The sequence below is a fragment of the Pseudomonas sp. G7(2022) genome (assembly GCF_052660475.1).
The window spans coordinates 3,119,511-3,134,407 of sequence record NZ_CP109659.1 but is presented as its reverse complement, the minus strand read 5'-3'; the positions used below and the strand labels follow the sequence as shown (position 1 = coordinate 3,134,407).

The window sequence follows — 14,897 nt, the reverse complement described above, 5'->3', positions numbered from 1 at the left end:
CTCAAAGCAGATTCTCAATAACAGGAGTATGCGTCAAACCGGCGGATAGGAAAGCGGCATCTGCATGATCGAGTTGCCACCAGCGCGGCAACAGTTGCTGGATGCGGCTCTCGGCGAAGCGATCGTCGATCAGCATGACCACGCCACGATCCTGCTGGGTGCGGATCACCCTACCGGCGGCCTGCACCACTTTCTGCACGCCGGGGAACAGGTAGGTGTAGTCGTAACCGGCGCCGAAAATCGCCGCCATGCGCCGTTTCAGCTGTTCGTTGACCGGGTTGAGCTGCGCCAGCCCCAGCGTGGCGACGAAGGCGCCGATCAACCGGGCACCGGGCAGATCGATGCCTTCGCCGAACGCACCGCCGAGTACCGCGAACCCGATGCCCTGGCTGTGCGCCGTGAACTGATCGAGAAACGCCTGCCGCTGCCCTTCGGCCATACCCCGCGATTGCTGCCAGAGCGTGATCTGTGGATGCCGTTCGGCGAGCAATTGCGCGACTTGTTGCAGGTAGTCGAAGCTGCTGAAGAACGCCAGATAATTGCCCGGACGCTCGCCGAACTGGCGAGCGATCAGTTCGACAATCGGCTCCAGCGAAGCCTGGCGATGGGTGAAACGGGTGGAGATCTGGCTGACGATCCGCACCTGCAACTGTTCGGCGTTGAACGGTGATTCGACGTCGATACACACCGTGTCGGCCGGTGTCCCGAGCAGGTCGGCATAATAATGGCGAGGGCTGAGGGTGGCGGAAAACAGCACGCAACTGCGGGCCGCTCTCAGCCGTGGACCAAGCAGCGCTGCCGGCACCACGTTGCGCAGGCACAGCTGCGACAGCGGGCGTTTGCGGTCGAGGTCGCGCTTGCTGATGTCGAACAGGTAATGCGCATCGAACAATTCCGCGACCCGGCCGAATTGCAGCATCTCGAAGTAGGCATTCCGCAAACCGCTGTCCAGCCCTTGCGGATGGTCGTTGAGGTAATCGCCAATGCTTGCGCTGCACGACGTGATCGCCTGCAGCAGTTTTTCCGGCGCCTTGTCGTAGGCCTGATACGGCGCCAGTTGCGCGTTGTGCAGGGCGTTCCATTCACGGTTGACCCGCTGCAAAGGTTTTTTCAAAGCCTCGGGTGCGGTTTTGCGCACGTTGTTGAATATCCCCTGATCGAGGGTGGCGCTGTACATCTGCCGTCCGCGCTCGATCAGGTTGTGCGCCTCGTCCACCAGCACCGCGACTTTCCATTGATTGAGCTGGGCAAGGCCGAACAGCATCGCGGTGAAATCGAAGTAGTAGTTGTAGTCCGCGACCACCACATCGGCCCAGCGCGCCATTTCCTGGCTCAGGTAGTAGGGGCACACCGAGTGTTGCGCGGCGACGTCACGGATTGCAGCCTGATCCTGCAACTTCAATTGACTGGCGGCTTCGCGCGCCGCTGGCAGTCGATCGTAGAAACCTTGCGCCAACGGACAGGATTCACCGTGACAGGCCTTGTCGGGATGCTCGCAAGCCTTGTCCCGCGCGACCATTTCCAGCACCCGCAGCGGCAGGGTTGCGTCGTGATCGAACAGCACTTGCGCCGAATCCAGCGCCAGTTTGCGCCCCGGTGTCTTGGCGGTGAGGAAATACACCTTGTCCAGCTGCTGCGGCGCCAGGGCCTTGAGCATCGGGAACAGCGTGCCGAGGGTCTTGCCGATGCCTGTGGGCGCCTGGGCCATCAGACAGCGGCCGGTGCTGACAGCCTTGAACACCGACTCGGCAAGATGTCGCTGGCCGGGACGGAAACTGTCATGGGGAAAGCGCAGTTGCTGCGCCGCCTGATTACGCGCTTCACGGTGAGCCATTTCCTGCTCGGCCCATGCCAGGAACAAGCCGCACTGCTGTTCGAAAAAAATGCGCAACGCTTCGGCGCTGAAGTCTTCGACCAGACAGGTTTCCTTTTCGCTGACGATATCGAAATACACCAGCGCCAGGTTGATCCGTTCCAGTTCCAGCTTGCGGCACATCAGCCAGCCATAGATCTTCGCCTGCGCCCAGTGCAGTGCGCGGTGGTTGGCCGGTTGTTTACTCAGGTCGCCACGGTAGGTTTTGACTTCCTCCAGGCAGTTCTGCGCCGGATCGTAGCCATCTGCCCGGCCCTTGACCTTCAAGGTACGAAATTCGCCCTCCAGCGCCACTTCGCTTTGATAGGCGTCATTGCGCCGGGAGGCGACGGTGCGGTGGCCGGCAATGCCTTCCAGTGCGGTGGGTGACGGTGTGAATCGCAGGTCCAGGTCACCGCTCTTGGCGGTGAATTCACACAGGGCCCGTACCGCGATGCTGTAGCTCAAGCGCCCTGCTCCGCCCATTGCACGTAACACACGGCTACCGGCATCTGGTGCGCGTGGCAGAACTCCAGCCAGCGCAGCTGGTTATCCTGCAAACGGTCGCCGGGGCCTTTGACTTCGATCATCCGGTAGGTCTTGTGCTGCGGCCAGAACTGGATCAGGTCCGGCATGCCGGCGCGGTTTGCCTTGATGTCGAGCAGCAGGCGATTGAACCAGTGCTTGAGGTGTTCGGCCGGCAGGCAGGTCAGTGCCTGCTCCAGCAGTTCCTCATTGAGGGCCCCCCAGAACACGAACGGTGACTGAATGCCCCACTTGGCGACAAATCGGCTGCGGATGGTGTCGGTGTAGCGGCCGTCGTCAAGTTCGGCCAGGCAGGACTCGAACAACCCGGCGCGGCGAGCGTGGAAATCCTCATGGAGCAAGTCCGCCGGCCCGCGCTGGAACGGGTTGAAAAACGCGCCTGGCAGCGGTGCAAAAATCGCTGGCCAGCACAACAGGCCGAACAGTGAATTGATCAGGCTGTTTTCCACGTAGTGCACGGGGCCTGCGTCTTCATGCAGGTGTGCCTGCACGTGATACTCCACCGACAACGTCGGTTCGAGCCGTGGCAGATGCAGGTCCAGTCGTTCTACAGGTTTTGGCGCGACACGCTTGAGTATCGGGCCGCCAAGTTTGCGCCGCAGGCGTGGCAGCATGCGTTGCAGCCCCTGCTGTTCGGCGGCGCTTTGCGGTGCCTGTTCGGCCACCGTGCCCAGCTCCAGCGCCAGCGCATGTTCGCCGCAACGCTCCAGAACACGGATCATCCGCAATCGCGCGCCGGGATAGGCGCAGTCACGATAAAGACTCAGGGCCAGCGCAAACGCTGCGATGCGTTCGCAATGCTGGCCGATCTGGAACAGCAGCTTGCCGAGCCGACGCTGCAACCACGGGTTATCGAACTGCAGCGTGTTCAACTGCCCGGCAATCGGCTCGATCGCCTCACCCGCCTCGAAGCGCTGCTGGCAATCGTGCAGGAACAGGCAGGCATCAACATCCGCGCGGCTGCGCAGGCCACGGGAGTCGGCGCTGAATTCGACCTTTTCATAGGTGAAGATCCCGAGGTCGGCGAGGACGAACTCCGACCAGTCCTGATACAGGTTGCCGAAGAACATCAGGCGAAACCGGTCGCACAGGTCCATCAGTGTCAGGCTGAACAGTCGGTCTGTCAGTTGCGGGCACCAGTCACGCCACGGGCGTACCTCGGGAAACTGTTCATGCAGGATCGGCAGCCAGTCGACTTTCCTGCCCTTCGGGTCGTCGATGGCCGGGCCGAAGGCTTGCACAACTTCAGCCTTGAGCAGCAGATCGAACAGCTCCGGCATCGACAACAGCGCCTGCTCGTTCAGCCAGCCATGATCGAGCAACGGTTGCGCGGCTGACGCAATGTCACCGATTTCCGGATAATCGAGCTTGCCCGCCCGAAAATGTACGCCCTTGCGCATCACCATTCGCACCAGCAACCCCTGTGACCCGCGTGGCAGCGATGTGAAGTCACGGATGAACGCGTGTTCCGTGTCGCTCATCACGTCGGCATAGCGAAGCTCAAGCCATTCAAGCACTTGTCGAAAGTTGTTGAGGTAATAGAACGGATCGTCGAGGGGGCTGGAAGTCACGATGATAACGGGCCATGGCAAGCGAATACTGGTTATGCGTACAGATACCAGTTCCGCCCCGCCGGGTGCAAACGGAAAAGGATCAATGGCATCCGCGCTTGAGGTTTTTTCGCCAGTCCATCGAACTTTTACAGGCGATCTGGCACCAACCGCGTAAGAGGACCGACACCGGTCGAATTGAATGAGGAAATACCGGTTATGAATTTCAAGACGTTGTTTATGCCGATGACCGTCGTAGCGCTGATGGCACTGGCCGGGTGCTCCACCCCGACGGTGGTGACCTTGCAGAATGGCACGCAGTATCTGACCAAGGACATGCCGAAAACCAAGTCCGAGGACGGCTTTTATGAATTCCGGGATATTTCCGGTGCGAAGATCCGGGTCAAGGCCGACGAAGTGGCCACGGTGCGCAAGGAAGACTGATTGCAACAGCGGAGCTGCCCTTGCGGCAGCTCCCTGAAAGCCGCGATTACTGCGGCAGGGTCATGCCTGGAATGCTGTTGTCACAACTGAAGTAGCGTTCACCTCGACGGGCCAGTTCTGCCTGTAGTCGCTGGCAACGCTCGCGTTCCTGCTGTGCCATCCGGTCGATACTGAGGTTGCCGGTGGTTTCCGGTTGCTTGCCGTCGCCCAGACGGATCGTCACGAAGGGTTGTTCCGGCTGGAGCTGAAAACGGCTTTTTTCTTCGACCGGCTCGGTGTTCTCGGTGGGGGCCGGTTTCGGCAAATCATCGGAACTGACGCCGTAGCGGCTCAGAATCGAGCTGTGAGGCAGATCGGCCCAGGCGTTGGCCGACAGCAGCGCCAACCCGACGATACCGATATACCTCTTGAAACCTTTCACGTTTGAATCTCCTGTACTCATTGGCGGCTTGCCCATACATGACGAGTGCGCATGCGATGGCTTTAGTCCGCATTTCCTGTTGTTGCAGGGCTTTGAGTCAGGTAGTGGCCAATGAGTCACTTTTAATAGGGAGAGGGAAGGAATTCCCTCTCCACCATTACCCTCAAGCGATCACGATGCCATCGGCGCTGAGACTGCTCAGCGAAACCCCGACCAGCGTCACCGAGTCACCGCCGAACTTGAGCAGCGTATCCTGCCCCACCGCCGTGGCGTGGGCGCGGAAGTCATCGCCCGGCAACACGCCCTGCACGCCGAGGAACACCAGTTTGTCGTTGCCGGTGAATCCCACCACCCGGTCCTGACCGAACGCACCGCTGAACAGGAACGTATCCGCCCCGCCGCCCGACTCCATCAGGTCATTGCCGGCACCGCCGACGAATACGTCATTGCCCGCGCCGCCGATCAAGTGATCGTTGCCGTCCAGACCGAACAGCCAGTCACCGCCGGTGTGGGCCTTGAGGCTATCGGAGCCACTGGTGCCCTTGACGCTCGACTCGTACTGGGTGACGTTGTTGCCGACCTTCAGGCCATCGGCGGTCACGCTGTGGGTCACGTCGTCCTTGAACAGCCCCCAAAGGAAACCCGGCTCCTTGGTGACGATGCTGCCGATGTCGCGAGTAATGCTGATGCCGCCGTTGGCATCGCGGATGTACAGGTTGCCGGCGCCGTCGTTGGCGAAGTCGAAGGTATTGACTGACTTCTGCAACTCCAGGGTGTTGTTGCCCGAGCCGCCGAGCAGGATGTTGTAGCCCCCGCCATCGCGGAACGTATCGTTGCCGGCACGGCCCTCCAGATAATCGTTGCCGCTGCCGCCCTGGATCAGGTCATTGCCGTCGCTGCCGATGATGAAGGTACTGCCCTTGTGGGGCTCGGCGTTGCGGTTGAGGTCCTGCACCCAGGTGTTGGCCCGTGCCGGATCCGACAGGTTGGCGACGATGATCGTCGAGTCTCGACTGGTGAGGTCGTAGAACTTCGATTCGATCACACGGTTCATGCCGTCGCCGTAAGCGGTCGGCAGGTGCGAGATCCAGGTCGGAACGTTGACGATCGAGAACGGCAGCACGTTCCAAACGTTCGAGGCGTAGTGGTCGTTGAAGCTGACGATGTTGTCGGTCGCCGACACTTTCGACGCGTCGTGGACGCCCAGCGATGCCCCGGTGAACGTCGAGCCGTCGAGTGCACGGAACACAGGGTCGTTTTCATAGCCGACGTTGAGCACCTTGTCAGTGCTGCTCTGGGTCGGCGAGGCGTAGGCAATGTAGTTGGAGTCCTGGAAGAACCCGCCCCACTTGCTGCCGCTCAAGTCCGCCATGCTGTTGACGGCCAGTCCGCCGAGGCTGTGGCCGCTGACCAGCACGTCCTTGCCGGTGAGCCCGTTGGCCTTGGCGAAGGCCACCACGTTGTTCATCAGGTTGCCGAAGGCTTCGCCGACGTAGTTTTTGGCGTAATCCTTGGGGCCGAAAGCGGCGAGCAGGTCATTGATGGCGTCGGCGATGGAGTCGCCGATCAGGATTTCCCGCGGGCCGCTGGTGCCGCGAAACGCGATGCCGATTTCCGTGAGATGGCCCTGGGCGTCGTACTTGCCGAGGACTTCCACCTGGGCGCTGGTATAACCGGGTTTTTCGCCGAAGAAGGTTCCGCGAACGTCGGTCTTGCCGTCATAGCTCAGTTGCGAAGCGGTGATGGGTGTCCAACCGGCCTTTTTCACGGCGTCGAGGGCGAGTTTTTCCGAGTCGGGGTTCCACGGGACGCCGGGAATCACCCCTTGCGAATCGGTCCCGCCAATCAGCGCGCTGACCAGTGTGGCCGGCAGGCCGAGGCCGAAACCGTTGTGTTGGTAGCCAACCGCGAAACCGTTGTCGAGGTTGTGATAGGAGTACAGCGTGATGGCCATGGCGTCACTGAACAACGCCTTGGAATCCGCTGTGCTGAAGTTCTTGTAGTCATACACACCCATTGCTGTTGCCTCTCTCTTTGTTGGAATTATTCAGAGATAGCTCACAACCAGAACGCCCCTCCCGAGGCGTTCCGGAGCATTTCATTTACAACACTTGTGTCATGCAACCCCAATGGGAACCGTCGCAAGCCGCGGTGGCTCCCACACGGAATCAGGCGAACACGAAACTCGAATCCGACAGATTAGCCACACCCACCCCGATCAGGGTCACGGCATAGTCGCCAATCTTCAGCACGGTATCGGCGCCGGACTGCGCAGCATGTTGCTTGTAGTCGTAGCCCTGCCCTGCGCCCTGAACGCCCATGAACACCAGTTTGTCGCTGCCCTGGTAGCCATGGATCGAGTCAAAGCCGAACGCGCCGCTGAACAGGAAAGTGTTGCTGCCACCCACCGCATTCATCACGTCATTGCCGGCGCCGCCGACGAAGGTCACATGGGCCTTGTCGCTGAACAGGTGATCGTCGCCGCCCAGGCCGAACAGCCAGTCGCCGTCAGCGGTAGCCTTCAGCGTGTCGCCGAGTGCGCCGCCATTGAGCGAATGGTTGTACTGGGTCAGCTCGGCACCGTTGGCCAGGCCTTTGCCGGTGACGGTCCAGGTGATTTCCTTGCTGCTCCACATCGAACCGGACTCTTTGCTCACCAGCGCGCCGATGTCGCGGGTCATGCTGATGCCGCCGTAGGCGTCGCGCACGTACAGCGTGCCGTCGCCGTCGTTGGCAAAACTGAAGTTCTGCAACGGTTTCTGCAGGTCGAAGGTGTTGTGGCCCTGACCGCCCAACAGAATGTTGAAGCCCCCGTCATCGCGGAACAGGTCGTCGCCGGCGCGGCCTTCCAGGAAGTCGTTGCCCGCCCCGCCCTTGAGCCAGTCATTGCTGTCAGTGCCGATGATGAAGGTGCTGCCGGTGTGCGGCTCACCGCTGCGACCCAGATCCTCGACCCAGGTCTTGCCCCGGGACGAGACCTCCAGATTGGACACGATGATGGTCGAGTCCTGACTGGTGAGGTTGTAGAACCTGGAGTCGATCACCCGGTTCAGGCCGTCGGCGTAGCCCAGGGAACTGTGAGCCGACCAGTTCAACGGGTTGACGATACTGAACGGCACCAGGTTCTGCGCGGTGGACGCGTAGTTGTCGTTGAAGTTGACGATGTTGTCAGTGGTCGAGTCGTGCGGCTTGTCGTGTTTGCCCATCGACGCCGTGCTGAACGTGGTGCCGTCGAGCACACGGAACACCGGGTCATTCTCGAAGCCGATGTTCAGCACGTTGGTGCCGGTGCTGCTCTGGGTCGGCGAGGCGAAGGAAATGTAGTTGGCGTCCTTGAAGAAACCACCCCAGTCGCTCGCGCTCAGTTGCGCCACGCTGTTGACTCCGAGCCCGCCGAGGCTGTGGCCGCTGATCAGCACGTCCTTGGCGGCGATGCCATGGGCCGTGGCAAACGCCGCTACTGACTTGAGCAGGTTGTCGAAAGCATTCTTCGCGTAATTTTTGGCGTAATCCACCGGCCCGATGGCGGCCAGCAGATTGTTCTTCATGTCGCCGAAGGTGTCGCTGTAGCCCAGGCCGCCGGTGCCGCGAAAGGCCACGCCGATGCCGATCAGCTTGCCCGCGGCGTCGTACTTGCCGAGCACTTCGGCTTCGGCGCTGGTAAAGCCGTCCTTCTCGCCGAAGAACGTGCCCTTCGCATCGCTCTTGCCTTGATAACCCAGTGCCGTGGCGCCAAGTGGCGCCCACCCGGTGCCGGGCAAAGGCTGCCCGGTCGGTGTGTAGGAATACAGCGTCAGCGCGATGGCGTCGCTGTACAACGCTTTGCCATCGGCTTTCTTGTAATCAAACAATCCCATGTCGTGCTCTCTCTTCCTTTAAAAAGCGGCAGTTCTTTTCCGAACTGCCGCTACACCTTAGAACTGCCAGTCCAGCGTCAGGCCCACACCGTGGTCCTTCTCGTTCGAACCGATGAGTCCGTTGTAGTCCAGGTTGACCCGGACATCGCGATTGAGCGCCAGCCCGGCGCGTACGCCGACCACCGCTGCATCTCGATCCATCGACACACTTTGCACGGTGAACGCACTGTTGCCATTGACGAAGGCCAAGTGGCTGTCGGAATCCACGCTGCTCAGGTTGTGCTGCCAGCCCAGTGTCGCGCCCAGCTCCAGCTGATGTTTGTCCGACAGGGCAAACGTACGCTTGGCGCGAACGCCGAGGGTCGACAATACGGCGTCGCGGTTGTCTTCACCGCCCTTCAGTGCGGCGGCATCACCCTTTTCGGTAAAGCTGTCACTGTTCAGGTGCACGTAAGCCAGATTGGCGAACGGCTCCAGGTTCATCGGCTGCAGACCAAGATCGTAGGCGGCTTCTGTGAACAGTTGTGCGGTGGTCGCATCACGCTTGGTCTTCTGCTTGCCGCTGACGCCCGCGAATTGCAGGTCACGTTTGACGTCGATGCGATGCCAGCTGTAAGCCGCTCCGGCGGTCAGGCGCAGGGCGTCGATCTGATGCCCCAGGTACGTACCCAGGTGATAGCTGTCAATGGACGCCGACGAGTGCGTGCCGCCACCCATGTTCAAAGAACTGTCGCTATAACCGGTAACGAAACCCAGACGGGTATCTTCAGTAATCAGGCCATCGACACCGAGCAACAGTCCGCCAATGGAGCTGTTGGCGTTGGCATTTTCATGGCCGCCGTCGCTCTTGCCCCAGGCACCGAGCACCTTCATCCAGGCGTTGCTGCGATCATCAGTCGGCGCGCCGGCGTCGAACAGATCACGCTCGCGCAGGCGTTCGCCCACGGCATCGCGCAGGTAACGGCTGTCGTTGATCAGCAGAGTGCCAATGGCCGGGTGAATCTCGCCGGACAGTTGCTGGAAAGCGTCCTGCGCCACGGCGGCAGTCGGCGACAGCAGCAGGGTTTCGAACAGCGCATTGCCCGCGCCCAGACGTTCGGCGGCGGCACCGACGGCACGCTGATTCGGGGTCAGGCCGACGCTGGCGAACGAAGCACCGTTACGCCCGACATCCAGTTGCACACCGTTTGCCGAGTAATCGAGAGTGCCGCCAAGGAACGCATAGCTGGGCAGGACCTGACCGAAACGGCCCTGGATGCCACCCGCTGCCTGCAGGATGTTGAACTGGCTGCCGAGCAGGGATTTCACCTCGCCGGTGGTCAGCAAGGTCGGACTGTTTTCCAGTGACAGCGCAACGGTTGCGCCCTCGATGGTGGCAGTACCGCCGGCCACGACGCGGTCGCTGCTGGTCGGGGACACTTCCACCGCATAGGTCGAACCCGGTGCGAAGGTCACGTCACCGGCCACGTTCAAGGTCCCGATGGAATTGCCCGGCGCCACAGTGCCGCCGCTGTTGGCAGTCAGCGCGGCGATCCGGCCGTTACCGCCGAGGATGCCGCCGTCATTGACCGTCACCGCCGATTGCAGCGAGCCGTTGATCGCCAGTCGCCCCTGATTCACCAGCGTCGGACCGGTGTAGGTGTTGGCGCCGGTCATCACCAGGGTGCCAATTCCTTGCTTGGTCAGACCGCCATGGCCGGAAATGTCGTTGCGCCAGGTGTCGAGCCCGCAGGTGATGTCGTTACACACGCGTTCGGTGGGTTTGCCCGCATCGATGATCGCGCCGATTCCCGGCAGATCCGCCACGAACTGACCGGAGCCGTAGGCGCCCTGGATGCGGAACTCTTCGGGAATGTCCTGTTCAGTGACGAACATCGCCGGGCCGTCAATGGCCTTGCGCAGGTTGATCATGCCCCAGCCGTACAGGGCGTCGATGCCCGGTGCGCCGAGGTCGGTGGCGGTGGTACGCAATACGCTGGCAACCTGGTCCCCGGACATGTACGGGAAGCGCTCCATCAACACCGCCATGGAGCCGGCCACGTGTGGCGCGGCCATCGAGGTGCCGTTGTAGTTTTTGTAGCCGGTCGTCAGGTTGTCGGCGTTGGTGCCTTCGATGATCGAGCTGTAGATTTTCGTACCCGGTGCCGAGACGCAGAAACTGGCGGTGTAGCCGCAGCGCGAAGAGAACGTACTCATGATGTACGGGTTGGCGCTGGCCAGATCCGGGTTGTTCTGCAATGCGGCGACGGTGATCCAGTTCGGTGCGATGTCCGGCACGAAGTAACCGAGGCCGGCGATGGCGTCCGGGTTGTTCAGGTTGTAGTCGTTGCCGGCTGCGAAAATTGTCACGATTCCGCTGCGAGCGGCGGCGATCGCGCCGTCATACGCGCCACCGGGTTTGGTGCCGAGCAGCGTGCGGATCTCGTTGAACTGCAATTGCGCGTCGTTGACGGTGAAATGCGGATAAGCAGGGTCGCGGCCGCCGCGGTCGAATCGGTCAGTGATGCCGATACCCCAACTGTTGTTGATGATCCGTGCACCGCTGGCGACCAGGGCATCCCAACCGGCCTTGTACACCGCGCCGTCGTTGCCGCGCACAATGCCGTCTTCCGGCCCCGGGTCGCCGTTATCGGCACTGATGATCTGCGCCCCGAACGCTACGCCGTGCATTGGCCCGCCGTCACGGCTACCTGCGGCGATGCCACCAACGTGGGTGCCGTGGGCACCGAGCTTGCCGTCGGAACCGATCGAGGGCGAACCGTCATAACGGAACGCGTCCCCGGCTTTGACCGGGATGTACGGATCGGTGTATTCGCGGATACCGCTGGTGACCAGGGTGACGACTTTGTTGGTCCCGGAAAATTCCGGGTGCGCGGCATATACCGGCTGGTCGAAAATCCCCAGTTTCACGTTTTTGCCGGTGTAGCCGGCGGCGTAGGCGTAGTCCGCGCCGATCGCGCCCAGGCCCCAGTCCGCCTTGAACTCGGCGCTGCGCCAACTGGCCGGGTCCCCTGCCCGCCCGCTCTCCACGTAGGGCGCAGCCTGTGCGCTGCCCCAGGTGGCCATGGCGCAGAGCAAGGCGCAGTTGAGGGTTTTCAGGCGAAAGCAGCCACCCGATTGCGCGGGGGTGTTGTTATTTTTCATCCAGCGACCTTCCTTAGTGATGTTGCACAAAATCCGTCTATTGAAGTGATCGTCTGATCGTTCTCACGCGGGAGCATGGGAACGATCAGTCAGAACTGCCAGTTCAGGCTCAGGCCCACGCCGTGCTGTTTCTCGCGGCTGGCCAGTTGTCCGTTGTAATCCAGGTTCACCCGCACGTCGCGGCTCAGGGCCAGGCTGGCCTGTACGCCGACCAGCGCGGCGTCGCGCACCAGCGCTGAGCTTTCAACGCTGTAAGGCGCGCTGCCGCTGGCGAAACGCAAATGTTGTTCGGATTCGATGTCGCCAAGGCTGTGCTGCCAGCCGAGGCGACCGCTGAGATCGAGCTTTTGCGAGCCTGACAGGTTGATCGTCTTGATCGCCCTGACACCGAGGGTGCCGAGCACCGCATCGCGCTGGTCGCCATTGCTTTTCAGCGCGGCAGCGTCGCCTTTCTCGGTGAAACCGTCGCTGTCCAGGTGTACGTAGGCGAGATTGGCGAACGGCTCGAGAGCCAGCGGTTGCAGATTCAATCGATACGCCGCTTCGCCGAACACCTGAGTGGTGGCGGCGTCGACCTTGGCCTTCTGTTTGGCGCTCACGTCGCCGTATTGCAGGTCGCGCTTCACGTCCGCGCGATGCCAGCTGTAGACCATGCCGGTGCTCAGACGCCAGTCACCGATAGCGTGGCCGGCGTAGGCACCGAGGTGATAGCTGTCGACCTTGGCCGAAGAATGCGTGCCGGAGCCCATGCTCAACGAACTGTCGCTGTAACCGGTGACCAGACCGATGCGAGTCTGCTCGTCCAGCGCGCCGTCGACCCCTGCCAGCAGGCCGCCAATCGAGGTGCTGTAGCCGGCGGTGTCGTGTCGCGAATCGGTTGTCCCCCAGGCACCGAGGGCCTTGATCCAGCCATTGCTCTGCGAAGTGTTCGCGTCATGCAGGCGTTCACCCAGCGCATCGCGCAACTGGCGGCTGTCGTTGATCAGTACCGAACCGAGGGCCGGGTAGATTTCCCCGCTCAGTTGCTGGAACGCTTGCCGTGCATCGTGGGTGGTAGCCGACAGCAACAGGCTTTCGTAGACGGCATTGCCTGCGCCCATCCCCTCGACCGCGCTGGCCACAGCCCGCTGGTTCGGGGTCTGGCCGACACTGGCAAAAGATGTCGCGTTGCGTTCGACACTCAGCGTGATCCCGGTACCGGTGGACGCGAGGCTGCCACCGATAAACAGGTAGTCCGGCACCACAGCGCCGAACTGGCCCTGAATGCCACCGGCGGCTTGCAGAACGTCGTACTGATGACCGAGCAGGCTTTTCGCTTCGGCGGTACTGAGCAAGGTCGGGCTGTTTTCCAGAGACAGGCTGACCGTGGCACCGCTGATGGTCGCCGTGCCGCCGGCGACGATGCGGTCACTGGCCGTCGGTGACAATTCCACCGCATAAGTCGAACCTGGTGCGAAGGTCACGTCGCCGGCGACGTTCAAGGTGCCGATGGAATTGCCCGGTGCCACACGACTGCCGTTATTGGCGATCAACGCGCCAACCCGTCCGGAACCACCGAGGGTGCCGCTGTCATTGACTGTGACCGCAGAGGTCAGCGAGCCGTTAACGGTCAGCAGGCCGCCATTGACCGTGGTCGGACCGCGATAGGTGCTGTCACCGGTCAACAGCAGGCGGCCGGCGCCGGACTTGATCAGACTGCCCTGATACACCCGATTGGCGGCGGCCGCATCCCGGGCCGTGCCGATGGCGTAATCGGTTTGATCCTGCTGACTCGCACCCGCCGGAACACCGTTCTGCCAACCTTTGGCTTGCAGGGTTTGCTGCCACGCACTGTGTTCGGCGAGGTCTTCGCGCTGACGCTGGATCAGGGCCTTGTCGGAAATGTCATTGCTCCACACATCGCTCTGCCCGGCCGCCAGACGCGCCTCGAACGCGCCAAGCAATTGCCCCGGCCCGCCCATCGCCCGTTTCAGGTTGGCCACGCCCCAGCCGACTCGTTCGGTCGGTGCATCAGTCACCGATCCATCCAGTTGGGTGGCGGTGGTCAGCAGCACTTCCAGCGCCTGCTGATTGCTCATGTACGGGTAGCGCTCCATCACCAGCGCCAGGGCCCCGGTGGCGTGGGGCGCGGCCATCGATGTACCGGACTTGATCGCGTAGCCACCGTCGGGAATGGTGCTGTCGATCTTCGCGCCCGGTGTGGTGATGCACCAGTATTTGGCGAGGCCGCACTGGTTGTATTTTTGCTGATTGCTCTGGTCCAGCCCCGATACCGCCAGCCAGTGGCCTTCCAGGTCCGGCTGAAAATACGGCAGCGCCGAACGCACGCTGGCGTTGGGATAACCGCTGTTACCGGCGCTGAACACATTGATCACGCCGCGGCGCGAAACATCGGCGGCGGCATCGAGCCAGGTACCCTTGTTCCAGTGCTGGGCGTAAGCGGCATGCAGATCTGCAAGGGTTCGATAACTGACATCCGGTGGCTGACTGCCCCAGCTGTTGTTGATGGCCCGCACGCCGGCATCGGCCAGGGCGTCGTACGCTGCTTTGAAGTAGCGCGGATCGGGGTTGGGGCCGAACAGGAAACTGTCGTTCTTGTTGGTGTTGCCAACATAGATCTGCGCATTGAACGCCACGCCGTGCATGCCAATGCCATCACGCGAGGCACCCATGGTGCCGACCACATGGGTGCCGTGGGAGTCATTGTTCGGATTGAGTGTGCCGTTGACGCTGAACAGCGAGCCATCGACATAGCTGCCGCGGCTCAACACCGGGTGATATCGGTCGCCGGCGAACTCGGGATGGGCGGCGTCGAAACCCGAATCCAGCGCACCGACCTTCACGCCTTTGCCGGTAATACCGGCGGCGTAGGCCTGATCGGCCTGCATCCGGCCCAGGCCCCAGTCGCGCAGGAACTCGGCGGATCGCCAACTGGCGGCGTCGCCGGGCTTGCCAGACTCAAGGTACTGCGCCTGTGCCTGGCTGACAGAAATTGCGAGCAACAGCGTGCCGACCGATGCCGGCTTGAAGCGTACGTCCATGTTCACCACTCGTTTTTGTTGTTTTGTGTAAAAGTTACGGCG

At 61.8% G+C, this 14,897-nt stretch carries 8 protein-coding genes; 1 reads left to right on the top strand and 7 read right to left on the bottom strand.

The features are described from left to right. Nucleotide 1: 1 nt before the first annotated feature. Both NE357_RS14095 and NE357_RS14090 read right to left on the bottom strand, forming a co-directional pair. A complete protein-coding gene (locus NE357_RS14095) occupies nt 2-2,320 on the bottom strand; it encodes an ATP-dependent DNA helicase (protein ID WP_169430385.1) in 2,319 nt (772 codons plus the stop codon). Next, the gene (locus tag NE357_RS14090; RefSeq protein ID WP_169430384.1) at nt 2,317-3,969 is read right to left on the bottom strand and encodes a VRR-NUC domain-containing protein; all 1,653 of its coding nucleotides are present in this window, start codon (nt 3,967-3,969) and stop codon (nt 2,317-2,319) included. The genes NE357_RS14095 and NE357_RS14090 overlap by 4 nt, the downstream gene beginning before the upstream one ends. 198 nt (nt 3,970-4,167) lie before the next feature. Here NE357_RS14090 and NE357_RS14085 point away from each other — a divergent pair, with 198 nt between their 5' ends. Next, nucleotides 4,168-4,392, top strand: coding sequence for a YgdI/YgdR family lipoprotein (locus tag NE357_RS14085; RefSeq protein WP_085709821.1), 225 nt, complete (start codon nt 4,168-4,170; stop codon nt 4,390-4,392). Nucleotides 4,393-4,438: 46 nt separating this feature from the next. Here the strand turns inward: NE357_RS14085 and NE357_RS14080 are convergent, their stop codons facing one another. The 5 genes from NE357_RS14080 to eprS form a co-directional block, all read right to left on the bottom strand. After that, the gene (locus tag NE357_RS14080; RefSeq protein ID WP_169430383.1) at nt 4,439-4,813 is read right to left on the bottom strand and encodes a hypothetical protein; all 375 of its coding nucleotides are present in this window, start codon (nt 4,811-4,813) and stop codon (nt 4,439-4,441) included. A gap of 163 nt (nt 4,814-4,976) precedes the next feature. Next, a complete protein-coding gene (locus NE357_RS14075) occupies nt 4,977-6,830 on the bottom strand; it encodes a polyurethane esterase (RefSeq protein WP_169430382.1) in 1,854 nt (617 codons plus the stop codon). A 151-nt stretch (nt 6,831-6,981) separates the two neighbouring features. Further along, nucleotides 6,982-8,670 (bottom strand): polyurethane esterase, encoded by a 1,689-nt coding sequence (locus NE357_RS14070; protein ID WP_169430381.1) that lies wholly within the window; start codon nt 8,668-8,670, stop codon nt 6,982-6,984. 57 nt (nt 8,671-8,727) lie between these two features. Beyond that, nucleotides 8,728-11,814, bottom strand: a complete 3,087-nt coding sequence (locus NE357_RS14065; protein ID WP_169430380.1) for an autotransporter serine protease — start codon at nt 11,812-11,814, stop codon at nt 8,728-8,730. Between the two features lie 89 nt (nt 11,815-11,903). Then, on the bottom strand, nt 11,904-14,855 hold the full coding sequence (eprS, locus tag NE357_RS14060; protein WP_169430379.1) for an autotransporter serine peptidase EprS: 2,952 nt from the start codon (nt 14,853-14,855) through the stop codon (nt 11,904-11,906). Nucleotides 14,856-14,897 lie beyond the last annotated feature (42 nt).

Excerpts from the sequence above, each read along its gene's own strand:
- NE357_RS14065 (WP_169430380.1), bottom strand. The coding sequence starts at position 11,814 with ATGAAAAATAACAACACCCCCGCGCAATCGGGTGGCTGCTTTCGCCTG.
- NE357_RS14075 (WP_169430382.1), bottom strand. The coding sequence starts at position 6,830 with ATGGGTGTGTATGACTACAAGAACTTCAGCACAGCGGATTCCAAGGCG.
- eprS (WP_169430379.1), bottom strand. The coding sequence starts at position 14,855 with ATGGACGTACGCTTCAAGCCGGCATCGGTCGGCACGCTGTTGCTCGCA.
- NE357_RS14085 (WP_085709821.1), top strand. The coding sequence starts at position 4,168 with ATGAATTTCAAGACGTTGTTTATGCCGATGACCGTCGTAGCGCTGATG.
- NE357_RS14070 (WP_169430381.1), bottom strand. The coding sequence starts at position 8,670 with ATGGGATTGTTTGATTACAAGAAAGCCGATGGCAAAGCGTTGTACAGC.